The organism is Microbulbifer discodermiae, from assembly GCF_040742695.1.
GTDB lineage: Bacteria > Pseudomonadota > Gammaproteobacteria > Pseudomonadales > Cellvibrionaceae > Microbulbifer.
In genome coordinates, this window is record NZ_JBFLAB010000002.1 from 1 (window position 1) to 25259 (window position 25259).

Genomic DNA, 25259 nt, shown 5'->3' on the forward strand with positions numbered 1-25259 from the left:
AAGGCCGAGCTGCAGCGATTTATTCGTGTTCATAACCGCGATCTTGCCAAACCATTTAAATGGACAAAGAGCGCCGACACGATACTGGCTTCAGTGCGGCGAGCCAAAAATGTGTCACCTAATTAACCGCATGGCCCACTAGCGGGCTGGTCCTATGGAGTAACAGAACAACTAGCGTATTTAAATCAGTTCGGTACTGATAAGCTCAAAGCCATGATCATGATTGACACGGGCCCGGATATAGCAGGTGCAACCCGTGACGAATGGGTCTGGTATCTGAACGATGACTCTGACGGCTATTCGCGGAGCTTTACTGAAGGCATCATTGAAGACCGCGATAACGTGATTGCAGAATTTAGCAGGTGGATGCTTGAAAATCCAACACTGGAGAAGATCACGTGGTTATCAAAAATCGCCAGCCAAACGTCAAGCAGTGTCGCTTCAATTACAAATGCCACGGGATTTTATCTCGATTACAGCGAGGATCTTAGCGCCCTTGAAGGGAAACTGCCCTTGATGTATGTGGTTCGCGATGAGATGAAGCAAGCAGCAGGTAAATGGATTAAAGCCAACACCCCCTCTGCCACCGCTGTTTATATGGGAAAGCATATGATGTTCTGGGAACGGCCTAAGGAATTCAATAGGGCCCTCGATGAATTCCTTTCAAGTATTGATAGTAAATAAATATTACTCAGATTCAGCTTGTAAGTGCATATCTCATAAAATAATTATATAAAAATTACACGCCCGGTCGGATGTTCAATTTTTTGAGGACGATATTGCCAGTGGCGGGCAATGGTATCCTGGCTGATCACGGTCGAGGGCTCGCCTGTATTTACCAGGCAGCCCTGGTCAAGCTGTGCGCAGCGGTCGCAATAAAGTATGACCTGATTCAGGTCGTGCATAACAGTCAAAACGCCATATTCCCGCTGCCGGCAGAGTTCCTGGGCTAACAGCATTATCTGGTGTTGATGACCCAGGTCTTGGGCCGACGTAGGCTCATCCAGCAACAATAGTGGAGGTTCCTCAGCCTGGCTGAGTTGCAACAGTACTCTGGCCAACTGAACCCGCTGACGCTCGCCACCGGACAGGGAGGGATAGAGCTGTTCAGCCAAACCCAGACAGTCTGTCATACGCATATAGTGTTGTATCTGCAGATTGGCTGCCCGCTTGCTGATGGATAGGGGCGTCAAGCCAAGTGCCACGACTTCCTGTGCGGTAAAAGGAAAGGACAGCTGACTCGCCTGGGGCAGTACCGCCAGGTGGCGGGCCCTGTGTAGCGGCAACCAGCTTTTGAATGGCTTACCATGCAGTACCACATCACCGCTATAGGGAATTTCACCACTGACCAGTTTGAGGAGTGTGGATTTGCCCGCACCGTTGGGGCCGACAATGGCACACAGCTGCCCTTTTTGCACCGCAAAATCATCGATTGACAGACGCGTTTTGTCACGGACATTAACCTGTATGCCCTGCAACCTCAACATGCTATTCGCTCCAGTATCGGCGCTGCTGCACCAGCAGAGTGATAAAAAAGGGAGCGCCGAACAGCGCGGTCACCAAACCCACCGGCAGTTCAGCGGGTTGTACCACCAGTCGTGCAAGCAGGTCGGCAATCACCATCAAAGCGGCGCCGCAGAGTGCAGAGAGTGGCAGCAGTGATTTGTGATTGGGTCCTGTAGTAAGTCTTATCAAATGAGGCACAACCAAGCCCACAAATCCGATAATACCGGCGATAGATACGGCAAAGCCGACACCTATAGCCGTCACTACAATCAGCTGTAATTTTAATCTCTCAACATTGATACCCATATGCCGGGCTTCGGGCTCACCCAGGAGAAGCGCGTTCAAAGCCACTGACTTGCGCTGAAAAAACACAGCCAGCAGGATCATAACTGCGCCTGTGAGCAGTAGATTTTCCACCGACGCTCCTGTCAGGCTACCCATTTGCCAGAGGCTTAACGCGCGCAGATCCCGGTCGTCGGTAAAATAACTGATAAACCCTATAAGCGACTGCGCAAATGCTGCAATCGCAACACCGGCCAGTAATAAGAATATGACGGATGTGCCATTTTTTGATTTTGCCAGCCCATACACCAATAGCGTGGTCGCCAGGCCGGAGGCAAAGGCACTGAAAGGAATGGTCCAGTTTCCCAGGCTGTCGGCAAACCATACAATAGCAACAATGGCACCGACGGCTGCACCCGATGAGGTGCCGATAATACCGGGATCCGCCAGGGGGTTGCGAAACAGGCCCTGCAGTACTGCACCGGATTGGGCCAATATCGCACCGACGAAAATAGCCAACAGCATTCGCGGTAACCGCAGCTCAACCACCACCACCCGCTGGAATGCCTCCAGTTGGCTGTAGTGGGTACCCATCAGGGAGTCCAAGATACTTAGCAGGCCGTCAATGGCCGGCAACTGCATGGCCCCTTGCACCAGAGACAATATGGCGCCTGTCAGCAGTAGCAGCAATAATCCCAATAATACAGAGGGAACAGGCCAACGCATCATGGGGTGTCTGGCTGCAGCTCTTCGGCGAGTTTAATTGCCTGGTCCAGGGCGGCGACACTGAGCCCCGCAATAAGGGTGTTGCTATCTATGGCGAGAATATGCTTCTGCTTTCCGGCGGGGGTATTTTTCAGTATAGGATTGGCTGCCAGCAATTCATTGACCGCACTTTTTTGTACACGGCCGGCAACAATAATGATGTCCGGTTGCAGGGCCAGCAAAGACTCTGCAGACACATTGCGATAGTTGTCAAAGTTGGCGACATTGGCACCATCCAATAATGCGATCAATGCGGAGCCACTGGTGTTGGCGCCGGCGAGCCTGGGCTTATCGGGGTCGATAGCCAGCAAAAAGGCCGTGCGCATCCCACTCAGGCTGTTGGATTTAAGATGATTCAATTGCTCGTCGATACGGCGGATCAACTGTTCCCCTTCATCGCGGCGTGACAGCATACGGGCGAGCCGGTCAATATTGTTACGCAGCTGAGACAGATTCTGCGCGCTTGGCAACTGGACCAGTTCCACATCGGCTTTTTTAAGCGCAGATATCACATTAGCTGGCCCCATATGTTCATTGCCGATGACTGTGGTGGGGCGCAGGCTGAGCAGCCCTTCCGCAGACAAAGTGCGGTGATAGCCAATATTGCCCAATTCCCGGTAACCTTTTGGAAGTTGACTGGTCACATCGACGGCAACCAGATCCTGGTCGGCACCCAGCGCAAAAATGAGTTCGGTAGCAGAGGCATCGGTACTGATCAGACGCATCGGCTCTGATTGTGCAAATGCGTAGGGAAGGTAGACAATTATACTAATGCAGATGGCAACTGCGAGTTGCACTATTCTGTTACTCATGGTCTTGCTCTTTCATCAGGATTTGCGTGTTTTCCACCTGCTGTTCATTCAACAGTGACAACAGCTTTACTAACGGCTCCACTTCGGCATCACGGGCCGGTGCAACGTGAATTTTCGGTTCCCGAAGCGGTTTCATTTGTGAGAGTTTGGCTAACAACGCCGGCTTGAATTCCTGCCAGCTGTCAAACAATTGATCATTGATCGCCCAAATCGGGGGGGTCGGCTGCAGTGTGATCGTCAACACGGAAGCTGTCGCGGTAGCAGTTTCGGCGGGGCTGTCGCTACTGGGAATCTCTACCGGCAGGCTGAGCAGGCGTGTGTTTGCGCTCAACAGCAAAAACACCACCACAATAAACACAATATCAATCAGGGGAGTCAGTTCCAGCCCGGCAGCCGGTACCGGCGTAGTTTTTACGCGGATCATATTAATGCCCTGGTGCAAACGCCCTCGGTTTGCAGGCTGTGCATATTCATTACCTTCTCTGTCGCATAGGTCAGCTTTTCTACCCACAGTTGAAACAGATGCGCAAACAGCAGCGTCGGTACGGCGATAATCAGTCCGGCCGCCGTGGTTTTCATGGCGACGCCAAGGCCTCCGGCCAGAAGTGCCGGCTCGATGGGGCCAGAGTGTTGGCCGATACTGTTAAATGCATCAATCAAACCCACTACAGTACCCAACAGCCCCAGCAGGGGGGACAACAAGGCGATAATATGCAATAAGCGGATACCCGCCGACATGCGCCTTTGCCGCCCCTGCAACCACAGAGCGGCGATTTCATCGCGAATAGCCTTGTTTTCCCCGGCGTGGGACACCAGTAACTGCCGGCCATTCTCCTGCAACCTGCCGCTCAGCGTTATTATCGAGAGGGCCGCGAGCCGCTCCATGATAATGATGGATGCGACCAATGCGCACAGCAGTAGCGGATAGGTCAGTGGGCCCAGTTGTTGATAAAAATAAGTAATCATTGTTTCAGCGATTCATACTTCTTACCGCAACGCAAACTCGACAGGAATCCTGACCCTCGATTCTGCGCCGATGCCGTTTTCACGGCGGGGTTCGAACTGCCAATGGGAAACCGCCGCAATAGCGGCTTCATCCAATACCGCGACGCCGGAACTTTCCAACAGGGTCAGTTTGGTTTGCCGGCCCCGCTCATCCAGCCAAACCTCCACCAATACAATGCCTTCCTGTCCCCGTTTGCGGGCCAGCGGTGGATACCTGGGGGGCTCCGGGGGGCTGGTGAACACCGGCTCGGCGATCACTGGTTCGGCGTGAACACCCGGTTGCTGCCCGGCACTGGACGCGCTGGCAGTCGCCAGCGGTTCCTGCCGAGGCCCCTGTCTAGATTCAGCTGGGCGCTGCTTTTCCGTGAGCTGCCGGGTCTCAACCGGGTCTGCCGCAGCTTCAGGACTCGCCGGCCTGGGCACCGGCAAGGCGGCGCTGGCACTTGGCCCCTGTATCGGTTGAGCCGCATGTGGCCGGCCCGCCGGCCGCCGAGCCACAACCGGCTCAACCCCGGGGTCAGGCATCGGTGGCGCAGGCTCAGCCGCTGGTACCTGAGCACTGTCATCCTGTCGCAGCTGCTTTGCGGGTGCCACAAAGTTCAGTGCCACGGCCTTGTGGCGTTGAAAGCCACCCGCGGTGCTGGTGTCGTCCATGGACAAGGCGGAATTCGCCCTTGGCCCGAATAACCATAGGACCGCACCCAGCACATAGGCTGCGCGCCAGCTGAGTAGCTGCCAGTTTGCCCCGGACATCACCCGCTCTCACCTCATGGGCCGCCTTGGTTGCGCAGCACCATAGCGGAATCAAAAATAAATGTAAACAATAACAATTCCTATTTACAGTCGAAAAGTTAAATGTGTATGATTCGCGCCCTGAGTGTCAGTCAAGCCTGTCGATAAATGACCTGGGTCACAGAAACGGAAAAGGATTCGAGACAATGCAATCACGCCCTTCAGTTCAACGTCCTGTCCACCGGCGCCGGATGGACACCCCTGCCCTGACCTTGCTGGCATCCAGCATACTGCTGGCCACTTCGCCCGCTTTGGCCACTACTGTGAGTGAGATGAAAAGCGTAGTGGTCAGTGCTACCCGTGCGGAGGTGGGGATCGATGAAGTGCCACGGGCTGTGGCAGTGGTTGAAAGGGAGGCAATCCAGCCCCTGCAACCCAAATCCGCCGCGGAGGTGCTGCGCTTTCAGCCAAATGTTGCGGTATCCGGTGGTCCGCGCTCCGGATTGCAATCGGTCAATATCCGCGGATTGAGCGGCAACAAGGTGCTGCAGACAGTTGACGGCATCAGGCAGGACTTCAATTCGGGACACCGCGCGGACTACTTCCTCGACCCGGAGCTTCTGTCCAGCATCGAGGTGGTAAAAGGGCCCGCCAGCTCCCTGTGGGGATCCGGCGCCATCGGCGGTGTAGTGGCCCAATCGACCCTTTCCGCCCGCGATTTACTGGCACCCGATGAGACCCTGGGCGGCTTTGTTAAGAACGGGTTCAATGACAATAACGACCAGTCGACAACCAGCGCCGCTGTAGCAGGCCGCACCAGCAGCGTCGATTGGCTGCTGGGTGGCTATTACCGGGATAGCAATGATATAGAGCTGGGCGATGGCGCGAGTCTGGAAAACTCAGCCACCCGTAACAACGGCCTGCTGGCCAAGGCCGAGTGGCAGGTGGATGACAGCCAGTCCGTTTCAATCAACTATCGCTCAGCGGATGCCAGCGGTGCCATTCCCTCCAATGGCACGGCCCCCCTGGGCAGCAGCAATTTTCTGATCAATAGCGACCAGGATACCGATTCGCTGATATTGGGCTATGAACTGGATACCGCTTCCCCGCTGGTTGATGCCCATGCAAATGTATACTGGAATAGCGTTGCCATCGATGAGGAACGCCTTAGCGATGGGCGTGCCGACAATACTGAACTGGATGTGTATGGCTTTCAGTTGAGCAATCTGTCTACAGTGGCCGGGACAAACCTTTTGTATGGCGTCGATGGCTATCACGAAGATTTTAACGCTAATCGCAGTGGTATCGATCGGCCTGTTCCGCCCCAGGCCGAGACAGATGTTTGGGGCGCTTTTGTACAGGCCAGTATTCCTCTGGCGGAGCAGTGGGCCCTTGAATTGGGGGCACGCTATGATGATTTCTCCAGCGAATCCACCAACCTGAATGTGGACAACTCCGACAGTGAAGTATCCCCCTCCGCCGCCATCATCTGGCAGACAACCCAGTGGATGCAGCTGGCGTTGCGCCATGACCGGGCATTTCGGGCACCGGGCTCGGAAGAGCTTTACACCACGGGCACACACTTTTGCATCGGCCTTCCATTCGGCTGCAACAGGTTTGTTTCCAACCCCGACTTGAAACCGGAGAGTGCGGCCAACACTGAGCTGCTGGCTAAACTGCGCTTTAATCAGTTGTTTTCCGATGACGAACTGCGCATCGACATATCGGCATTTCAAAACAAGGTGGATGATTTTATCGAGCAGATTGTCACCCCGCCCTCGTTTGTGCCATTTCCCAATGCGGGGTCCACCACCTGGCGGAATGTGCAGGACGCCCAGCTGGAAGGTTTCGAAATTGCCGCGGATTATCAGCTCAATAAACTGCGTCTCAAGTTGTCCTATGGCCAGGTCCGCGGCGAAGACGACCAGACCGGGCGCGATCTCAGTAATATTCCCGCGGATACCATCACCGCCGACCTGAATTACGCCTTCCTGAATGACCGGTTAATTGCGGGGATTCGAGCCATCGATGCCGCCACACAAAGCAGAACCCCCGATGGCCGAAGCTTTGAGGGCTATACCGTCGGCGATCTCTATGCCTCCTGGCAGCCCAGTTCCCTGCAGGGAGTAAAGTTTGGATTGACCGTCAACAATCTGACCGACAGACAGTATCAGCGCGCCTTTGAAGAGCTGCCGGAGGCGGGCCGGGAAATTATTGCCTCTGTGCGGTTTGACTTGTAAGGGGGAACCAGATGACACCAACAGGGAGTAATTTAGCACCGGGGCTTCCAGGAAGCGAAGCTGAAGGTTTGATGCGCGAACTATCCAGCTGGGCCAATACCGCCACCATCATTTTGCATGCTGGCTGTGTGTTTGAGTTCAAGGGTGTGTTTCCCCCGGGTGAAGTGGCCCAGGGTTACTACAACCTGACATCCGACGGAAGTGGATTTGAAGGGCACATCAAACTGGCGGCGATTCATCGCATCACCTTTCAAACCAAGCCCCATAGGGGCAGGGAAAGTTGTGCATTCGTATTTGAAGACCGGGATAATAGCGCCATTTTCAAGGTTTTTCTGGGCCGCGATAAAAACGGTGATTTATTAACCGAGCAGGTAAAATTTTTCAAAGCGTTGTATGAAAAAGTATCGGGAGACAACCATGAAAAACAAGAAACTTGAAAGCCGCTTGAGTGGTGAAATAGAGGAGTTTATCGCAAGCAGAAAAAGCCTCAATTTAGCTACAACGAAAGAAGATGGCTCCGCTTATGCCTCCTATGCGCCTTTTGCGATAGGGGATGAGTGCCTTTACGTGTTGCTGAGCGAGATAGCGGTTCACGCCGTAAACCTGCAGCACAACCCCCAGGCCTCAGTATTGATTATCGAGGATGAGGATGACTGCGGGGAACTGTTTGCCCGTATAAGGGTTAATTATACCGTCAATGCCACACTGCTGGATTGGGATACCCCTTCATGGAAGCAGGGTATCGAAATTCTGGCTGCACGTCACGGCGAGCGCATCCATAACCTCAGTCAGCATGAGGATTTTAAATTGTTCAGGCTGACACCGACCAGGGGGCGCTATGTCAAAGGTTTTGGCAGGGCCTACGAATTGGCGGGAGAGACCCTGACTGGCGAAGCCATTGATCATATGCGGGATGGACACAAGCCGCGCTCGGTGGCTTAGATTGGCACAAGACTAGGAAACACAAGGCAGATTTTATGGGAAAAACAGGGTTTACTGGTTTGATAGAGGCACCTAAACCTGAAATCAAAAAAACCAGGTAAATCCTGTAACGCTTGTTAACTATCGTTTCGTTAACCACAAGGCCAGATTGCTCTATCCGAGGATAGCTGCTCGGCAAAGAGTCGAGCTGCTGCGAGTTAGGAAAATGGGCTATTGAGAATACACCGGAAGCTTCCGGTGCATTCAATATATATTTCCAACTGCCTTCTAAGTCTGGTACAGAGTAAGGTACTGAGTCCGCCCTGAAAACCATCCACTTGCACTGCGCTGCTCAGGGAACACGCCTCATTGTCTGCGACGGGCCCACCAGAGTCATTCACTGACACCTCTCGAATCGCTGCTCGCGAACAGTTCTACCGGGCCTGATGGAAGCAGTCAGCTGTGACACAATCAGCTTCGCATCGACAGCTCACCACAACCTGTAACAATCGCATAAGAGATAAGGCAATTTCTTGTATAAGAATTGCCGTGGCCAATAGATCCGCGAGGTAATTGATTCACACTCGGGGGGATCTCTTTTCACGCCATCAACTCGGGACGAGCTACCTGCACAGGCAGTTTAATCCCATTGAGGCTATCGAACAGCGGGCGTGTGGTTTCGCGGGGTAATGCAAAGAGAAACACCTCCATAGCGCCAATCGGTCAGCAGATACCGAATCGATGTAGCGACAGGGGAAAACCATCCAGGACGTATCTACTTGCACAGCCTGCTAGACTCGATCAGAGGTCAGGATTCATCCGGGAAAACCTGACATACAGGGAGGTTTCGATGCTTCGCAATGGATTGGCATGGATAATTACCGGCGCCATTTATATAAGCCCCACCTGGGCGGATACGGCAAAAACCGGGGGCGGCCTGGAAATCATTTCCAGTGACGGCCGCTTCTCCGCCGCCTTGGGAGGCCGTATTCACTTTGACACCTATTTGTTTAACGACGACATAGATGACACTGTGAGCACCACCGAGTTTCGCCGCACCCGTATCACCCTGTCCGGCAAGGTCTACAACTGGAAATACAAGCTGCAACAGGATTTTTCGTCAGGCGACACCCGCGACGGTTTTCGGGATGTCTATCTCGCCTATGATTTTTGGGGCGGCTCCATTTCCATCGGGCAGTTCAAACCCTACCGTTCAATGGAGGAACTCACCAGCTCCAATAACATCACCATGCTGGAGCGCCCTTTTACCAGCGCCACGGGCATTTTCGATCGGCGTCAATTTCAGCAGGGCATCGGCTGGAGAAACCACTGGGACTGCTATACCGCCGGTATAGTAGCGTTTAACCTGCGCAACGCCGGCGAACTGCGCAATGAAGGGGTTGGCGCGGCCGGCCGTTTCACCTGGGCTCCGGTGGATGTCGCCCTGGAAACAATCCACCTGGGTGTCTCCTACAGCTATGAGGATGCAGGCAGGCAGTCGCCGCCGCTGGAAGCGGACGCGCCCTACGCCGGCCGACGCGGACCGCGTCAGCTGATGGCGCTGACCCCCGGTGACCGCATCTTTTTCTTTGGCGACTTTGGCGATGAAGAATTCTTTTTGGGGGATGCGGGCGGCAGGGTCAATGTGGGCGGCCTGGAGCTGGCGGCCACCCGAGGTCCTCTGTACGCCCAGGCGGAATACACCTACGGCAACTACGACGGTGACTTTTATCTCTCAGAACAATCCTTTGAGGATTTTTTCGGCGCTCCCCCCACCTTTGGCTGCGACCCGGAATTCGGCTGTTTTATCGGCGATCAGACAGTGCGCGCCTGGTATGTGATGGGCAGCTGGATGATTACCGGTGAACACAAACCCTACGATGCCCGCAAAGGGGTGTTCAAATCCGCCAAACCCGAAAGCGGCTGGGGCGCCTGGGAGCTGACCGCCCGCTATGAAAGAATCAGCAACGATGACATCCCCGATCTGGAGGCGGACAGCATTATTTTAGGGGTAAACTTTTACGCCAATCCGCGGGTGCGTTTTATGTTCAACCTGCGTTTTGGCCACGACGATTTAACGGACAACGGGACCGATCAATTGGGAGTGAGAGCGCAGGTCAACTGGTAACCGCACCCCAACAAGCATAACGGCGCCGGGGGCCCGGCGCCCTGCCGTTAACCCTGGACTCAACCCACTTGCTGGGCAGTCGCCGGGTCGAACACCTCAGCGGTCGGGGCCTGCGCAGCCGTGGCGGGATTGTCGAAACGCCACTGCGCTGCATCGCGCAGTCGATACGCCTCGGCAACACTCGCCTCCTTTACCGGGCCATAGCCGCGGATCCGGTCCGGGTAGCGCAACAGTTCCACCGCGGCCTCGTGATTTTCACCGTTCAACTGCCCCAGAACCCGATTGACCAGGGTTTCGTACTCGCCGATCAGGGCGCGCTCCATACGCCGCTCGGCAGTATAGCCAAACAGGTCCAGCACTGTGCCGCGCAGGAACTTGAGCCGGGCCAGCAGCCCAAAGGCGCGATACATCCAGCCGCCAAATTTCAGCTTGCGCGGACGGCCGAGCACCCGGTCGAATCCGGCGATCAGCGGCGGCGAGAGATTAAACTCCAAGGTGTATTCGCCATCAAAGTTCTCTTTTAGCGCCTGGCTAAAGCGACCGTCCGTATACAGGCGCGCCACTTCATATTCGTCCTTATAAGCCAGCAGCTTGGCGTAATTGCGCGCTACAGCTTCCGCCAGCCGGTCACTGCCCGGCACTTTGAGTATTTCCGCGCGGCGCACCTGTTCAACCAGTTCCCTGTAGCGCTCCGCCAGTTCGGCATTCTGATAACCGGTCAGATGTTCGGCCCTATGGGCCACTATCTCTTCCAGGGTCCGGGGCAGAGGCGCCTCGCGCACACCACCATCCAGCAATCCGTCCAGCAGTTTCGCATCCGCAGCGGCGATACGACCGGCGGCAAACCCCTGCAGGTTTGCCTTCACCGCCACGCCGTTGAGTTCGATCGCCCGCAACAGTGATTCCTCCTGCAGCGGCAACAGGCCCATCTGCCAGCTGTAGCCGAGCATAAATATGTTGGCGGCCAGGGTGTCGCCCAGCGCCGCGGTAGTCAGCTTGTGGGCTTCGACGGTGCGCATTTCCAGCACCGCCTCGGAAACCGTATCCAGCACCGCCTGGGGGGAGTGGGTATCCTCCCGGCCCAGCACCGAGGCGGCGGTGGGCGCCAGATGGGTGTTGACCACCGCACGGGTGTGGGTGTCATCCAGCTTTGCCAGGCAGGCGGCCAGATTGCCCGCGGCGATAAGGTCACAGGCCATCAATCCGTCCGCGCGCCCGTCGGAAATACGCACCGCCTGCAGCAGCGCCGGCCGCTCGGCGAAGCGCACATGGGAATAGACGGCGCCGCCCTTCTGGGCCAGGCCGGTCTGATCCAGGGTGCTGGCAGCCCTGCCTTCAATGTGCGCCGCCATTGCCAACAGTGCGCCGATGGTGACCACGCCGGTTCCGCCGACGCCGGTGACCAGCAGGCTGTAGGGTGCCTGCAGCGAGGGCAGCTGGGGGGATGGCAGTTTGGCCGCCTCGGTGCAGAGGCTGTCGCCAACTCCGGCGCGCTTGTACAGGTTGCCACCCTTGATGGTCACAAATGACGGGCAGAAACCGTTGACGCAGGACATGTCCTGGTTACAGCTGGTCTGGTTGATACGGCGCTTGTCGCCCTGGGCGGTCTCCACCTTTTCCACCGCGATACAGCTGGACTGCTGCACACAGTCACCGCAGCCTTCACAGACCAGTTCGTTGATAAAGGGTCGCCCTGCCGCTTTCGGCAGCAGGCCGCGCTTGCGTTTGCGTCGAAGCTCGGTGGCACAGGTCTGGTCGTAGACGATGACGGTACAGCCCTCTTCCTCTCGCAGCGTTCTCATCACCGCGGGCATATGGTCGCGGGGGCGGATTTCCACCTCCGGGGGAAACTGCAGTAGACCCCGGTATTTGTTCACATCGTCCATCACCAGCACGACTTTGCGCACGCCTTCCGCCAGTACCTGGCGGCAGATCATGTCCGGGTGCAGTTCGCCGTCGTGGGGCTGGCCGCCGGTCATGGCCACGGCGTCGTTAAACAGGATCTTGTAGGTGATATTTACTTTCGCGGCTACGGCGGTGCGGATCGCCAGGATGCCGGAATGGAAGTAGGTGCCATCGCCTAGATTCACGAATACATGCTTTTCCCGGGTGAACGGCGCCTGCCCCACCCAATTGACACCTTCCCCGCCCATCTGGGTAAAGGTGTAGGTATCCCTATCGAGCCACTGGGCCATATAGTGGCAGCCAATGCCCGCCAGCGCCCGGCTGCCCTCGGGTACCTTGGTGGAGCGGTTGTGCGGGCAGCCGGCGCAAAACATCGGCAGGCGGGCCACGTTCGAACTCGTTTGCCGGGAAATACGCTCCGCCAGGGTGCCCAGGCGCGAGAGCCGGCGCCGGGCCGGCTCACTGAGACACTTGGGGGGCAACAGGCGCCCCAGCACCTGGGCCACCACCGCCGGTGACAGTTCGCCGTACATGGGCATCAGGGGCTTGTCGTGCTCGTCCACCTTGCCGACGATACGGGGGAAATTGGGGTCCTGCAGATGGACGTTGTACAGCTCCTCTTTGAGCTGTACCTCCATCAGGCTGCGCTTTTCCTCCAGCACCAGCAGATAGTCGAGTCCGCGGGCAAATTCTTGGATACCGGGCACATCCAATGGGTAGGTCATACCCACCTTGAGGATGCGGATGCCCAGATCCCGGGCCTGCCCCTCGTCTACTCCCATATCCTCCAGCGCCTGCATCAGGTCCAGATGAGCCTTGCCGGCGGTGACGATACCCAGAGTGGCATCGGGGTTGTCCAGCACCACCCTGTTGAGGTGATTGGCGCGCGCGAAAGCCAAGGCGGCCGGGCGCTTGTAACGCCACAGACGCTCTTCCTGCTCCAGGGGGTTATCCTGCTTGCGGATATTCAGGCCGCCGGCCGGCATTTCTATGTCCGGATAGCTGAACCGCATCCGCTCGGGGTCCACCGCCACGGTGGCGGAGCTGTCCATGTTCTCGGTGAGGGTGATCATGGCCACCCAGCAGCCGCTAAAACGCGAGAGTTCAAAACCGTAGTGACCATAGTCCAGCACTTCCTGCACCGTGGCCGGGTTGAGCACTGGAATCTGCATGTCCACAAACGCGAACTCGGACTGGCCGGGATAGGAAGAGGATTTGCAACCGTGGTCATCGCCGGCGATGATCAGGGCTCCGCCCCGGGGTGAGGACCCGGCGGCGTTGGCGTGGCGGAAGGCGTCGCCGGAGCGATCCACCCCGGGGGTCTTGCCGTACCAAATACCGCAAACGCCATCCACCTCGGCACCTTCAAACAGGCCCACCTGCTGGGAACCCCAGACCGAGGTGGCAGCAAGTTCCTCATTGACGCCCGGGACAAAGCGAATATTCTGTGCATCCAGGTGTTGTTTGGCGCGCATCAGCTGTTGATCGTAGCCGCCCAGCGGAGAACCGCGGTAGCCGGAAATAAAGGTAGCGGTATTGAGCCCTCTACCCCTGTCCATGCGCATCTGGTCCATGGGCAGGCGCACCAGTGCCTGGATGCCGGACAGGAGTACGCGCCCCTTCAGGACGGTGTAGCGGTCGTCCAGGGAGACCTGCCTGACGGGGGGGATGGCCGCGCTCTGCGGGCTGTTCGACTGCTCACTCATACGCCTGTTTTCCGGTTGCCTGTCCAGTTCGAAACCGAGACCGGACGGTTGGTCATTTGTTGTTTTTCGGTCTCACCACCGGTGTTCCACGGTAGACTGGTGAGCTCATACTAGTGCGTTAAGCGCAATAGAACATTGCTTTATTTACATTTTTGCGCTTAAAATTATGATAAGAATATCGATATTACCAAATTTTATAGGATGGGGGTATATATGAAGCGTTCGACAGACCTGGACGATTTTGACCGCAAGATCCTGCGGGCTCTGCAGGAAAACGCCGATTATTCCATGGCCGAACTGGGGGACAAGGTCGGTCTGTCCCACACGCCCTGCTGGCGCCGCATCAAGCGCCTGGAGGCGGAGGGGATCATCCGCGGACGGGTGACCCTGCTGGATCCGCGCAAGCTGGATCTGGGCGTCACAGTATACTGCTATGTCACCATTCAAAACCATGACGAGGACTCCCTGAACAGTTTTGAATCCGCAGTTCAGGGCGTGCAGGAGGTGGTCGAGTGCTACTCCACCAGTGGCGACAAGGACTATGTGCTGCGCGTGGTGGTGGACAGTGTGGAGCACTATGAGCAGCTGCTGAAGCGCACTCTGGTGCACCTGCCCAACGTGGCCTCTGTCAACTCCACCTTTGCCCTCAAGCAGGTGAAGTACACCACCCAGCTGCCGCTCTGACCGCCTCCTCGGGGGACGGGTGTTGCGCAACCCCCCGGACGCGGGCGATCCCGTGTAATTGCCCAGAGGATTAGGGGCGACAACCTTATCGGTGAGGGATTATCTCTATTGGGTTGTCGGGTTAATAAGCGGCCTGAAGGGCAGCCAGCACCCGCTCCAGAACCTGCTGCAAATCTCCATCGTCGCAGCGAACAGTGATATCCGCGTACTGGCGGTACAGGGCCTGCCGCTCTTTATACAGGTCGGCGAAGCTCTGCCCCGGTGCCTTGGCGATACCGCGGTCGTCATAGTTGTGAATCCGCCGCCGCAGCTCTGCGGCGGAACAGTCGAGGAAAACGATCGGACCAAGGCGAGCCAGGTTTTTCATCCCCTCCGGACTGTAAACCGCACTGCCCCCCGTGGCTATCACATGATTGGGCAGATCCGCCCCCGCCAATACCTCGCCTTCGATTGCGCGCAAATGGCTATAGTCGGAGGCGTCGATAATTTCCTGCAGCGTTTTTTTCTCGCGCAGCTGGATCAGCACGTCCGTATCGACGAAATCCAGGGCCAACTCCTTGGCCAGCAGCACCCCCAGCGTGCTCTTCCCCGCACCCGGCATACCAATCAGAACGACACTTCTACTTTTTCCCATCGCGCTTACCCGGCACGTCAACAACAAACTCCCAGGATCCCGGCCGCGGCGCTCAGTCACCGCGGCGCGGCAGCAGTCGTGCCCGCAGCCACCCCCACAGAGTGTTTCCACCCAGCAGCATCCTATCCAACTGCTCCATATTGTGCGCCTGCCGGGAAGCGGTGGCAAACAGCGCCTCCCGCGTGAGCATCCGACGCCCCGGCTGGATCTGCTTGACCGGCCGCGCGGGGTTTCCGGCCACCACCGTGTTGGCCGGCACCTCGTGCGTCACTACGGCGCCTGCTCCCACCACCGAGTTATCGCCGATCTTCACCCCCTTACAGATAATCGCGCTGTCTCCGATCCACACATTGTTTCCCAGTGTGACCGGTAAGGTGCAGCGAAAAGGGCGGGTGCGATTGTAAAGCCCGTGCCAGTCGGAGTCGGAGATATACACATTGGCGGCGATCATACAGGCGTTGCCGATAATGATGGACTGGCCGGCGGAGATGCGCACACCGGGGGAAATCAGCACATAGTCTCCGATTGTTATGCACGCCTCGCCGCCGCGGTGTCCGAAAGTGGTGAAACGAATCGGTTTGTCAGGGGTGGAGATCAAATGCGGGTAGTGGCCCAGACAAATATTGCCGCCGAACACCTGGACCGAACCCGGGTCCATGATCTCCGGCTCCTGCCCGATACACTCGAATTGCGGCAGCAGAAAGTGCCGGGCCTTCCAGTGGCGAAACCAAAGTTGTAATTTCTTCAGCCAGTATGGCCGGTGATCCCTGCGCATCTTTTCCCAGTGTCAACTGCTCTGTTGCGACACCCGCTGTAGCGGTGCCGAAATTTGTCTGGCAGACAATTGCTTTTGTCCCTGGGGCGCTTTAGTGTCTGCGCTACCGGCAGTAGCGAGCGCGCACCCATGAACCTTGAATTCCCCACCGACATCCACTCAATCAAGGGTTTTCTCGCCCCCAGTGAAGGCGAAGCACTTTATCGACTGGCGGCAAAGGCCAGTGCACTCGGTCCCTGCCTGGAGGTGGGCAGCTATTGTGGCAAGTCCACGATTTATCTGGCAACGGCCTGCAAGCAAAAGAATAGCCTTCTGTTCGCAGTGGACCATCACCGCGGCTCGGAAGAGCACCAGCGGGGAGAGGAGTATCACGACCCGGATCTTTTCGACGCAGCCGCGCAGCTGGTGGATAGCTTTGGCGTATTTCGCACCAATATCAGGGCCGCGCAACTGGAAAACTGGGTTGTGCCCCTGGTCGCGCCCTCCGCGGTCGCCGCCCGCCACTGGAGTACGCCACTGGGAATGGTGTTTATCGACGGCGGCCACTCGTCCGAGGCAGCCATGACCGACTACCGCTGCTGGTCCCGCCACATAGTGACCGGTGGAATTCTGGCCATTCACGATATCTTTCCAAACCCCGCTGATGGTGGCCAGGCACCCTACGAAATTTACCGGCTAGCCCTGGCTTCCGCTCAATTCGAGCCCCTGGAGATGGTCGATACGCTCGGGGTGCTGCGCAGGCTGTAAGGCTATTAACCTGGCGCCGGCCTTTGCTCTGCGACAGCACATCCCTGTACCGCATTAACCCGGCAACTTAGTTAGTTGCCGGGTTAACAGTTGCACGCCGGTAAACAGGCCACTGGCGCGTGTCAGCCCCGCCAGCGCGTCCGCGGCCAGCAACATTGCGCCGAGCGTCCAGGTGGTTTTTTCCTCCGGCCAGACCGCCTTATCCCGGTACACATAACCGGTCCAGTAGCCACCGTCCGCGTCCTGCCAACGGTGCAGACTCCGGTAAAGCTTTTCCGCACGCCCCCGTTCCCCTACCGCTAGCAATGCCATGGTCAGCTCGCAGGATTCCGCTACCGTCACCCAGGGCTCGTCGTCCACACAGCGGCAGCCCAGGTCCGGAACCACGAATCTGTCCCATTTTTGTCCCAGCCGGGCAAGTGCATCTCCCCCCTGAACCACTCCGGTCAGGACCGGATAGAACCAGTCCATGGAAAAGCGGGCCTTGCTCTCCCAGGTGCGGTCAAAACGGTGCGGCAGTTCCCGCAGCGCGTATCCCAGGCTCTCCCGCGCCGCCATCCAGGGCGCCGCCGGCCGGGCCAGTGCGTGGGCAATATTGATGGCGCATTCCAGGCTTTTGTAAATTGAGCAGCAGCCCGTCACCAAGGCGTCCTCTCTGGGCCGCCCCTCGCCATCGACAGCCCAGTGAATATCGCCGTGGGGCGTCTGCAGCCCCAAGACAAAATCCACCGCCCGCGCCACAGTGGGCCAGTAGCTGTTCAGGAAATCCCGGTCGCCAGTGACCAGAAAATGGTGCCAGATACCAGTGGCAAAATAGGCCACAAAATTGCTTTCGCGCCGCTCGCCGTTCTCCACCCCACCATCTTTGTAAGCGGCCCACCAGCTGCCATCCGGCAACTGTATATCCGCCAACCAGGCATAGGCACGCTCGGCCGCGATCCATTCGCCACAGATACTCAACCCCATGGCGGCCTCCACATGGTCCCAGGGGTCGGCATAACCCCCGTCGAACCAGGGAATAGAGCCATCGACCTGCTGCCGCTGGAGGATATACTGCGCCGACATGCGCAAAAATCCCTCGGGAAATACGGCGCGGTCTGCGGCCGGCTGCAACAGGGACTCACTCAAGACACGGCTCCGGCGGCAGTTGGCAATCCAGTCTCAGCCTTTGCTGGCTTGACAAAATACAGCACGATACTTTTTCCCAGAATCGGATTCAGCAGTTTTTCCAGCCAGCGGGTGAGCAGCGGCTTTTGCATCAGGTCCCACACCAGCAGTCGGTGATAGGCATTGAGGAGACGCGATGCGGGCCGCTTCCACAACAGACATTTGAGCCACCAATAGGGAGCGTGCAGAGCGTGGGCCCTGTGCCCGGCGAAATAGCGATGGCCCTGTTGCTCGATGGCGTTGCGCAATTCGCTCTCGCGAAAGATACGGATATGTCCACCCTCCACCTGATGGTACTCCTCCCGCAGCTGCCAGCAAATCCACTCGGGGAAAAAAGCCGGGACGCTGGCTGCAAAAATGCCCGCGGGTTTCAGTACGCGGTCGATCTCCCCCAACAACCCCGTGCAATCCTCGACGTGTTCCAATACCTCGGAACAGATCACCACATCGAAAGCGCCATCGGCAAACGGTAACTGCAGGCCATCGGCCACCCCCAGCAACAGACGTCCCGGCACAGAGCCCTGCTGGCGAAAGGCTTCTGCCCGGTCCTGGGCCGTTTCAATATCACTCTGACTGAGATCGATTCCCACCACTTCCAGCGGTTCGGAAATCAGCAAATGAATCGCGTGTCGACCCTCACCACAACCCAGGTCCAGCACCCGCTGCCCCAGCTGCAGATTCAATTTACCTGGATCTACGGTGATCATCAGGCCGCCTCCACACTGGTATCCGCCGCTACGGAGGCGCTGTCATCGCTTTCCATCGCCCCATTCTCCTGCCCCAGCACCTGGCGGTAGTATCGCACCAACCGCTCAGCGGCGCGGTGCCAGGAAAAGTGACGCTCGATACGTTTGCGCCCCTTAGCGCCCAGTTCCCCGCGAAGCCGCTCATCGCCCAGCAGCCGCCGTATCGCTTCGGCCAGTGCTGCACTATCGCCCGCGGGAACCACCAGGCCAGCGTCGCCAACCACCTCCGGCAGCGCGCCGCCATCACTGGATATCACCGGCACCCCACAGGCCATCGCCTCCCCCGCAGGCAGGCCAAAGCCCTCGTAGAGTGAAGGGCACACCACCATACTGGCACTGGCGTAGTGCTCTACCAGTTCTTCGGTGGAAATCTCAGAGACAAAGCGCACCGACTGGTGCAAGTGCAATTCGTCGAGAAGCTTTTCCGTGCTGCCACCCTCCTGCAAGCGCCCCACTACCAGCAATTCCAGCTCCGGATACTGTTGGCGGAGATCCGCCAGCGCCCGCAACAGGAATCGCAACCCCTTTAGGGGCTGGTCTGCAGAGGCAGTGGTCATTATCCGCAGGGGTTGTCGGGATACGTTTGGCTGTGGCTGGAACACCTGAGTGTCGATACCGTTGTAGATCAGCTGGAGCTGTCCGGGCTCGACACCGAACTGCTGCACAAGGTCGTGCAGGGATTGACTAGAAACTGTAACGATATGGCGCAACCGTCGCGCCACTTTCATCTGCATCTTTACGAAACCGTACCAGCGGCGCACCAGCAGCCGGTGACCCAAGTTAGGGGCCGCATCCAGGGCCAGTTGCCGGTCGCGGCTGATGGGGTGGTGGATGGTGGCCACCACCGGCAGTCCCCGGCGCTCTATTTCCAGCAGGCCATAACAGAGAGACTGGTTGTCGTGCACAATGTCATAGCGATGGCCGTGCCGGCGCAGGTACCTGGCCGCCCGGCGACCGAAGCTGTAGGGTTCGGCAAAACCACCACTGAGTTTGCCCCACCACTCGGAGAAGTCCGCCCAGGATCGCAGGTGCCTCCAGCGCAGTGCGCGGGTGGGGTGCCTTTCCTCATACAGATTCAGGCCCGGCATCTTGATCAAGCGCACGCGCGGATCCAGGTGCGGATAGGGCTGACCGGAAATAACGTCCACCGAATGACCGGCCTCCACCAAAGCCTTGCTCAGATAGTGCAGATAGACTCCCTGACCGCCGCAGAATGGATGGCTTCGAAAACCGAGCAGGCAGATGTTCAATGGCCGAGACACGGCGGTGGCTGACGGACCGTCGGCAAAATTCCCCAAGGCGGTCATAGATTCCCCGTACGACTGCAGTTACCAACCGGGCAAATAAGACAGGTCTTCCCGACCCTATTCATTGTCGCGCGGTCAATGGCGGCACCTGTGCCGCGTTTTTCTCAGCCCGGCATCAAACAACTGTGCCGCGCCCAATTTGAATAGCTGTCGCCAAAACACCAGGACTGTTTCGCGGCGCCGGCTATCCGTAACCGGCGACACCCGCTGCCCGGCAACAACCTAGGGCCTGCTGACACTAACTGAGATAGCCCTGCTGCCACTGGTTTTGTGGCCTGCAAGGCAGGAATTGCGCTGTGTGGTGGGTCCACATAAGCAATTTCTAACGCCGCAGGGCGCGAAACCAGGGGCAGCCCCTCGGGTTGTGCCGGAAAAGGCGCCACTCTTCGTTGCTCGTCGCTCAATTGGAACAACCAAACCGCGCTCCTCTTGCCTCGATTGGCACCTTTTCTGTCACAACAGGGCCAACTCCGTTAGTGTCAACAGGCCCCAGGCCGGACCAGGTGTATCACTGGCTGGCGGGGGGCAAGAATACACCGGCATGGGAATGACTGCCAGACAGAATCCATCCACTTTCACTAGCGGATTCCGACAGCGAAGAAATGAATGACGCCCGGCGAGAGGGGGCCGCACCCAGTCGATGCGCCCCACTCCAAGGGAAAAAAAACCGGACTTAAAAGGAGAACTTGTAGCCGAATCCGAGGTTGAAAACCCACGAATCCATGTCGACCTCATCCCGGGTCCGCACGGAAACGATAGCCGGGTCATCAAACCCCGGCACAAAGGCCTCGGCATCAAAGCCGATATGGACGTCGGGCGAGGCGTCGATGTACATAACCGAGGCGCTCACCACCCAGTTGCTGTGGTGCCCCAGCACCAAGTCTACACCCGCCTGGGCGGTCCAGCTGAAATCACTGCCAAAACTGACATTGCCGGCTCCGAAGCGATTGTTGGTGGGGAAAACCGGCCGCACAAAGTCATTGGAAATATCCGTGTAATTGACTCCCAGCCCCACATAGGGTTGCCACAGGCAGGTGGGATCGAGAAAGTACCAATCCACGAACAGGCTAGTGAAATAGGTATCGAAATCACCCAGGCGCTCTCGAAGCTCACCGATAAACTCGCGCTCGAAGAAGGCTTCAGAGGTAAGGTGCGCCGAAAAGTTGAGATCGTTGGCGTGATAGAGTTCTACCGCCCAGTGATCCATAAATACCCAGGTGGCGTTGACGAACCAGTTGGTGTCGTCATTCAGATCGACTCGATTAACTACATCCAGTCGCCCTTCCACCGGATCGTCGATGAAGGTGGTGGTTCTCTCACGGAAGTCGTCGTCGGGATCGGCATAGGTGGCCCCGATGCGCACTACAAAGGTACCGGCTCCCCATACCGGGGGCGGCTGCTGCATGGGGTAACCAGAGGGGCCCGCCATCGCGGATTCAGCCGCTAAACCGGCAAAACCCACCGCGGCCAGAGGAATGAGGAGAGACTTCAATGTCATGGGTAACTCCTTGTAACGCTAAAAAGCTCCTTCGCCGCAGTTGCGGTTACACACAGTATAGGCAGGCTTTTCCCGCGTACGACAAGAGTTACCCAAAAGACAATGCCTCGAGGGAAAAAAAACCGTCAAGGTAATTATAGGAAAAAAAATGCCCGCCATTGGCGGGCCAGGTTTCTCGAACACACTTTCAGGAGGAGAGTTTAAGCGTTAAACGCTCACCTATAGGTATAGCAAATTATCGCCACCCCCAAGGGGCCCCGACCTGATCAATTCAAATTGCGGGTCTATTGCGTGACAGCGGCCGTCTGCAACCCTGCCAAACAAGGAAGCCGGTGCCGGCAGCTACACCCCAGGCTCATACCCGGTACAGATAGCTCTGATATTCGATATCCGTAACCCGCGCACCGATTTCCGCCAATTCCTGCCGCTTGAGCAACAGAAACAATTCGACAAAACGCGGATCCAGAGCTTTTTGCCACAGGGCACTGCGCTCGAAACGCTGAAGGGCGGCACTCCAGCTGTTGATCAGCTGTTCGCTCTCCACCTGATAGGCATCCCCCTCCACCGGCGCCGGCGCCTCCAGGCGGTTTTCCAAACCCTGGCAGACGCCGGCCAGAATGGCCGCCAGCACCAGGTAGGGATTGGCGTCCGCACCGGCGATACGGTGCTCGATACGGCGGGCCGCCGGTTCGCTGGCGGGCACCCGCAGTGTGGTGGTGCGGTTGTCATAGCCCCAGCACAAATTCAGCGGCGCGTGGGAGCTTTCCTGAAAACGCCGGTAGGAATTGGCGTGTGGCGCAAAAAGCGCCATAGCGTCATTGGCGGTGGCCAGCATACCAGCCACTGCATGGCGCAGGTAGTCGGACCCCAGCTCGGTGCCGTCGTCGAACACATTGCGACCGGAAGCGTCCACCAGACTCATATGTACGTGCATACCGTTGCCGGCGCGGTCGCCAAAGGGCTTGGCCATGGTGGTCACCCGCAAGCCGTGGCGGCGCGCGACGCCCTTGAGCAAGCGCTTGAACAGCAGTGTCTGATCGGCGACCTGTACCGGGTCGGCGCTGTGCAACAGATTTATTTCGAACTGCCCCGGCGCACACTCGGAAAGCACCGAGTCGGCGGGAATACCCTGCTGTTCACAGGCTGCGCGGACATCGGTGAAAAAACTCTGTCGGGCTTCCAGTTCCGACAGGCTGTAGACATCCGTAGAGGGGACCAGCTCAGCGCAGTTGTCGCTGACCGGCTCCGGCCGCCCCAGCGCATCCACCTCCTCTCTGAGCAGGTAGAATTCCAGCTCGGTGGCCACGGTGGCAACCAGCCCCAGCTCCGCCAGGCGCGCAACCACCCGCTGCAGCTGGGTGCGTGGGTCGGCATAGAGAGGGCAGCCATCCGCCTCGTGCAACTGCATATGCAACTGTGCGGTCTGCTCCCGATGCCAGGGGGCCGCAGCGATGGGCGATACGGGGACACAGATGCCATCGCTATCGCCACTGGCAAAGACCAGCGGACTGTTTTCCACATCCCGCCCCCAGACGTCCAGGCTCGCGGCGCTGCGGGGCATCTGCAGGCTCCCTTTGAGCAGTTTGCCGGCCGCCTCGGCCGGCAGCCACTTACCCCGGGGAATACCGTTGATATCGAACATGAATCCCTCAATCCGCTTGAGGTCAGGGTGTTCATGCAAAAATTTCTGCGACGTGCCAAGCAATTCTTGGGAAGGGGAAAACTCTTCTTTTGACGACATATTAAGCCTGGAAAGCAAGGTTCGGAAAATGGTTAACGGGCACCCGGGTGCCCGTTTTAACCACAGTTTACGCCAGAGCTTCGGCGGTATCATCCAGTGCGCGGCGCGCCTTTTCCACCAGCTCATCCACCTGTTGGTTGGTGATGATCAGCGGTGGCGCAATAATCATCGTATCGCCGGTGGCGCGCATTACCAGACCATTTTTGATGCTCATATCGCGACAGACACCGCCGGCTGTACAGTCGTCGTCAAACCGCGCGCGACTGCCTTTGTCCCTGACCAGCTCCAGCGCTCCCACCATACCCAGGGAGCGCGCCTCGCCCACTATGGGGTGGTCCGCCAGTTCGGCCCAACGCTTGGCCAGGTAGGGTCCGGTATTGTCCCGCACATTTTCAATAATGTTCTCGCTGCGCAGGATATTGATAGTTGCCAGCCCCGCCATACAGGCCGCCGGGTGGGCCGAGTAGGTGTATCCGTGGGTGAATTCACCCCCTTTGCCTTTGATCACATCCGCCAATCGGTCGCTCACCATGGTACCGCCCAGCGGGAAGTAGCCGTTGGTCACCGCCTTGGCGAAAGTCATCAGGTCCGGCTGCATGCCGTAGTAGTCGGCACCAAACCACTCCCCGGTGCGACCGAAGCCAAAAATCACCTCATCCATCACCAGCAGTATGTCGTACTGATCCAGCACCTTCTTCACTTCCGGCCAGTAGGTTTGCGGCGGAATAATCACACCACCGGCACCCTGAATCGGCTCGGCGATGAACGCCGCCACCTTGTCCGGGCCAAGTTGCTGGATTTTCTCATCGAGGCAGCGCGCTGCGTAGACACCGAACTCCTCCGGAGACATTTCGCCGCCTTCACCGAACCAGTAGGGTTGCTGGATATGCTCGATATAGTCCAGGGCCTGGAACTGCTTGTGCATACCGCTCATACCACCCAGGCTGGCACCCCCAATAGTGGATCCGTGATAGGCGTTCTTGCGCGAGATAATGATGCGTTTGTCGGGCTGCTGTTGCAGATCCCAGTAGCGACGGATCAGGCGCAGGTTGGTGTCGTTGGCCTCGGAGCCTGAACCGGTAAAAAACACATTATTCATGTCGCCGGGAGCGACTTCCGCCAGCGCATTGGCCAGTTCAATGGAAGGCACTGTAGTGCACTGGAAGAAGCTGTTGTAAAACGGCAGGGTTTTCAACTGCTCATAAATGGCGTCGGCAATCTCATTGCGGCTGTAACCCAGATTGCAACACCAAAGGCCGGACATGCCGTCGAGCATGCGGTGGCCGTCTATATCGATGATATAGGCACCCTCCGCATGGGTGATTACCCGGGTGCCTTGCTTGCCAAGGTCATGGAAATCGGTGAAAGGGTGCAGGAAGTGCTCCCGATCCCGCTGTTGCAGCTGGCTCTTGTTCATAGCGCTCACTCCGGTCAGTTGTTCTAGCGGGGCAGAATCCGGCCGCAATGGTGTCTCGCGGCATCTGCGCTCCAATTTGTGATCACATTTTAGAGCGAGCCTTGGCGGGAGCGCAAGATCTAAAAAACTACCAGGGCCTGTTCACACAATTGAGTTAGCCCTGTTGCAACTCTAACGTCGGCGCCCCTCCTCACCCATAGCCCCGCATCGCCGCTACAGCCGGCACTATTAACCCCGCAACTGGACAAGTTGCCGGGTCAGTGCGGTACGGAATGTGCCGCCGCCGGGCGGATACCAGAATAAAAATTGTGACGCCGGCGATTGGGAGGCCTCATCCATTCCCGGGCCCGATAATTTTGACCAAGCAGTCACGGACCTGTCAGTCGCAAAAAGAGGAAACTGGCCGCTCGTTGAGGGAAGTACCGTGACCATCTTGCCTGGAAGGTTCAGGCCAGCCGCCAATTGCTCTGGTTGGCGGCAAACTGCCCGACGAAGAGGACCTACAGGAGCAGGTGTGGCAAGTTCGAATCGCCATCACAAG

The 25259-nt window shown here is 57.7% G+C and carries 22 protein-coding genes; 7 read left to right on the forward strand and 15 right to left on the reverse strand.

Going from position 1 to position 25259, the window contains the following annotated elements; translation table 11 throughout:
- Positions 1 to 213 precede the first annotated feature (213 nt).
- Entirely contained in the window at positions 214 to 684 is a 471-nt protein-coding gene (locus AB1S50_RS00690; protein ID WP_367148439.1) for an alpha/beta fold hydrolase, read from the forward strand.
- Between the two features lie 44 nt (positions 685 to 728).
- Here AB1S50_RS00690 and AB1S50_RS00695 read toward each other — a convergent pair whose 3' ends face one another.
- The 6 genes from AB1S50_RS00695 to AB1S50_RS00720 are packed head-to-tail and all read right to left on the reverse strand — an operon-like array spanning position 729 to position 5123.
- On the reverse strand, positions 729 to 1487 hold the full coding sequence (locus tag AB1S50_RS00695; RefSeq protein ID WP_367148440.1) for a heme ABC transporter ATP-binding protein: 759 nt from the start codon (positions 1485 to 1487) through the stop codon (positions 729 to 731).
- A 1-nt stretch (position 1488) separates the two neighbouring features.
- A complete protein-coding gene (locus tag AB1S50_RS00700) occupies positions 1489 to 2514 on the reverse strand; it encodes a FecCD family ABC transporter permease (protein WP_455363726.1) in 1026 nt (341 codons plus the stop codon).
- Positions 2514 to 3365 (reverse strand): heme/hemin ABC transporter substrate-binding protein, encoded by an 852-nt coding sequence (locus AB1S50_RS00705; protein WP_367148442.1) that lies wholly within the window; start codon positions 3363 to 3365, stop codon positions 2514 to 2516. Before AB1S50_RS00705 ends, AB1S50_RS00700 begins: the two co-directional genes overlap by 1 nt.
- Positions 3358 to 3789, reverse strand: a complete 432-nt coding sequence (locus AB1S50_RS00710) for an ExbD/TolR family protein (protein WP_367148443.1) — start codon at positions 3787 to 3789, stop codon at positions 3358 to 3360. The genes AB1S50_RS00705 and AB1S50_RS00710 overlap by 8 nt, the downstream gene beginning before the upstream one ends.
- Positions 3786 to 4331: a MotA/TolQ/ExbB proton channel family protein gene (locus tag AB1S50_RS00715; protein ID WP_367148444.1), complete on the reverse strand. Its 546-nt coding sequence runs from the start codon at positions 4329 to 4331 to the stop codon at positions 3786 to 3788. The genes AB1S50_RS00710 and AB1S50_RS00715 overlap by 4 nt, the downstream gene beginning before the upstream one ends.
- Positions 4332 to 4352: 21 nt before the next feature.
- The gene (locus AB1S50_RS00720) at positions 4353 to 5123 is read right to left on the reverse strand and encodes an energy transducer TonB (RefSeq protein WP_367148445.1); all 771 of its coding nucleotides are present in this window, start codon (positions 5121 to 5123) and stop codon (positions 4353 to 4355) included.
- Positions 5124 to 5353: 230 nt separating this feature from the next.
- Here AB1S50_RS00720 and AB1S50_RS00725 point away from each other — a divergent pair, with 230 nt between their 5' ends.
- From AB1S50_RS00725 to AB1S50_RS00740, 4 genes are all read left to right on the forward strand, one after another.
- The gene (locus AB1S50_RS00725; RefSeq protein WP_367148446.1) at positions 5354 to 7342 is read left to right on the forward strand and encodes a TonB-dependent hemoglobin/transferrin/lactoferrin family receptor; all 1989 of its coding nucleotides are present in this window, start codon (positions 5354 to 5356) and stop codon (positions 7340 to 7342) included.
- 11 nt (positions 7343 to 7353) lie between these two features.
- Positions 7354 to 7779, forward strand: a complete 426-nt coding sequence (hutX, locus tag AB1S50_RS00730) for a heme utilization cystosolic carrier protein HutX (protein ID WP_367148447.1) — start codon at positions 7354 to 7356, stop codon at positions 7777 to 7779.
- Positions 7760 to 8284, forward strand: a complete 525-nt coding sequence (locus AB1S50_RS00735; protein ID WP_367148448.1) for a HugZ family pyridoxamine 5'-phosphate oxidase — start codon at positions 7760 to 7762, stop codon at positions 8282 to 8284. The genes hutX and AB1S50_RS00735 overlap by 20 nt, the downstream gene beginning before the upstream one ends.
- Positions 8285 to 9113: 829 nt before the next feature.
- Positions 9114 to 10391, forward strand: coding sequence for an OprO/OprP family phosphate-selective porin (locus tag AB1S50_RS00740; RefSeq protein ID WP_367148449.1), 1278 nt, complete (start codon positions 9114 to 9116; stop codon positions 10389 to 10391).
- Positions 10392 to 10450: 59 nt separating this feature from the next.
- Here the strand turns inward: AB1S50_RS00740 and AB1S50_RS00745 are convergent, their stop codons facing one another.
- Positions 10451 to 14002 (reverse strand): indolepyruvate ferredoxin oxidoreductase family protein, encoded by a 3552-nt coding sequence (locus tag AB1S50_RS00745; protein WP_367148450.1) that lies wholly within the window; start codon positions 14000 to 14002, stop codon positions 10451 to 10453.
- A 213-nt stretch (positions 14003 to 14215) separates the two neighbouring features.
- On the opposite strand from AB1S50_RS00745, the gene AB1S50_RS00750 reads away from it, so the two are divergent.
- Complete coding sequence (locus AB1S50_RS00750) at positions 14216 to 14686, forward strand: Lrp/AsnC family transcriptional regulator (protein WP_367148451.1); 471 nt, start codon at positions 14216 to 14218, stop codon at positions 14684 to 14686.
- A 121-nt stretch (positions 14687 to 14807) separates the two neighbouring features.
- Here AB1S50_RS00750 and AB1S50_RS00755 read toward each other — a convergent pair whose 3' ends face one another.
- Both AB1S50_RS00755 and AB1S50_RS00760 read right to left on the reverse strand, forming a co-directional pair.
- The gene (locus AB1S50_RS00755; RefSeq protein ID WP_367148452.1) at positions 14808 to 15320 is read right to left on the reverse strand and encodes a shikimate kinase; all 513 of its coding nucleotides are present in this window, start codon (positions 15318 to 15320) and stop codon (positions 14808 to 14810) included.
- 52 nt (positions 15321 to 15372) lie between these two features.
- The gene (locus tag AB1S50_RS00760) at positions 15373 to 16095 is read right to left on the reverse strand and encodes an acyltransferase (protein WP_367148453.1); all 723 of its coding nucleotides are present in this window, start codon (positions 16093 to 16095) and stop codon (positions 15373 to 15375) included.
- A gap of 129 nt (positions 16096 to 16224) precedes the next feature.
- On the opposite strand from AB1S50_RS00760, the gene AB1S50_RS00765 reads away from it, so the two are divergent.
- Positions 16225 to 16842, forward strand: a complete 618-nt coding sequence (locus tag AB1S50_RS00765; protein ID WP_367148570.1) for a class I SAM-dependent methyltransferase — start codon at positions 16225 to 16227, stop codon at positions 16840 to 16842.
- 54 nt (positions 16843 to 16896) lie between these two features.
- On the opposite strand, the gene AB1S50_RS00770 is transcribed toward AB1S50_RS00765, so the two are convergent.
- From AB1S50_RS00770 to AB1S50_RS00795, 6 genes are all read right to left on the reverse strand, one after another.
- A complete protein-coding gene (locus AB1S50_RS00770; RefSeq protein ID WP_455363727.1) occupies positions 16897 to 17907 on the reverse strand; it encodes a prenyltransferase in 1011 nt (336 codons plus the stop codon).
- 59 nt (positions 17908 to 17966) lie between these two features.
- Positions 17967 to 18716: a class I SAM-dependent methyltransferase gene (locus tag AB1S50_RS00775; protein ID WP_367148455.1), complete on the reverse strand. Its 750-nt coding sequence runs from the start codon at positions 18714 to 18716 to the stop codon at positions 17967 to 17969.
- Positions 18716 to 20062: a glycosyltransferase family 4 protein gene (locus AB1S50_RS00780; RefSeq protein ID WP_367148456.1), complete on the reverse strand. Its 1347-nt coding sequence runs from the start codon at positions 20060 to 20062 to the stop codon at positions 18716 to 18718. Before AB1S50_RS00780 ends, AB1S50_RS00775 begins: the two co-directional genes overlap by 1 nt.
- Before the next feature lie 673 nt (positions 20063 to 20735).
- Entirely contained in the window at positions 20736 to 21560 is an 825-nt protein-coding gene (locus AB1S50_RS00785) for an OmpW/AlkL family protein (RefSeq protein ID WP_367148457.1), read from the reverse strand.
- Positions 21561 to 21915: 355 nt separating this feature from the next.
- On the reverse strand, positions 21916 to 23241 hold the full coding sequence (locus tag AB1S50_RS00790; protein WP_367148458.1) for a glutamine synthetase family protein: 1326 nt from the start codon (positions 23239 to 23241) through the stop codon (positions 21916 to 21918).
- Between the two features lie 127 nt (positions 23242 to 23368).
- Complete coding sequence (locus AB1S50_RS00795) at positions 23369 to 24718, reverse strand: aspartate aminotransferase family protein (RefSeq protein ID WP_367148459.1); 1350 nt, start codon at positions 24716 to 24718, stop codon at positions 23369 to 23371.
- Positions 24719 to 25259 lie beyond the last annotated feature (541 nt).